Raw genomic sequence first — 271 nt, 5'->3', positions numbered from 1 at the left:
ATGATAAAATCTTGCTGTGACATAGCCTTTTGTTCCTTTATTTCTCTATTTTTGACGACTTAAAGTTATAAAGGAGCGGCTATGTCATTTCAACTCACCATAAAAGTCGAGCATCGCGTTAAAAAAATAGCTTTATATATTTCATTATAAAGCTATTTTCAATATAGGAGATTAGATGCTGTCGTCATGAAATTTTCAGCCAAAGAACAAAGCAACGGATTTGCACAGCGGCAAGAAAAGACGCACTATTTTTTGCATAGCGAGTGGCTAT

The 271-nt window shown here is 34.7% G+C and carries 1 pseudogene; it reads right to left on the bottom strand.

Annotation, left to right across the window (positions count from 1 at the left end):
* Positions 1–184 precede the first annotated feature (184 nt).
* Positions 185–271 (bottom strand): annotated as a pseudogene (locus Xedl_RS26115) (IS5/IS1182 family transposase); the annotation flags it as partial.

The sequence above is a fragment of the Xenorhabdus eapokensis genome (assembly GCF_001908105.1).
Note: the sequence above shows the minus strand (reverse complement) of the source record. Positions and strands in the feature narration are given on the sequence as shown.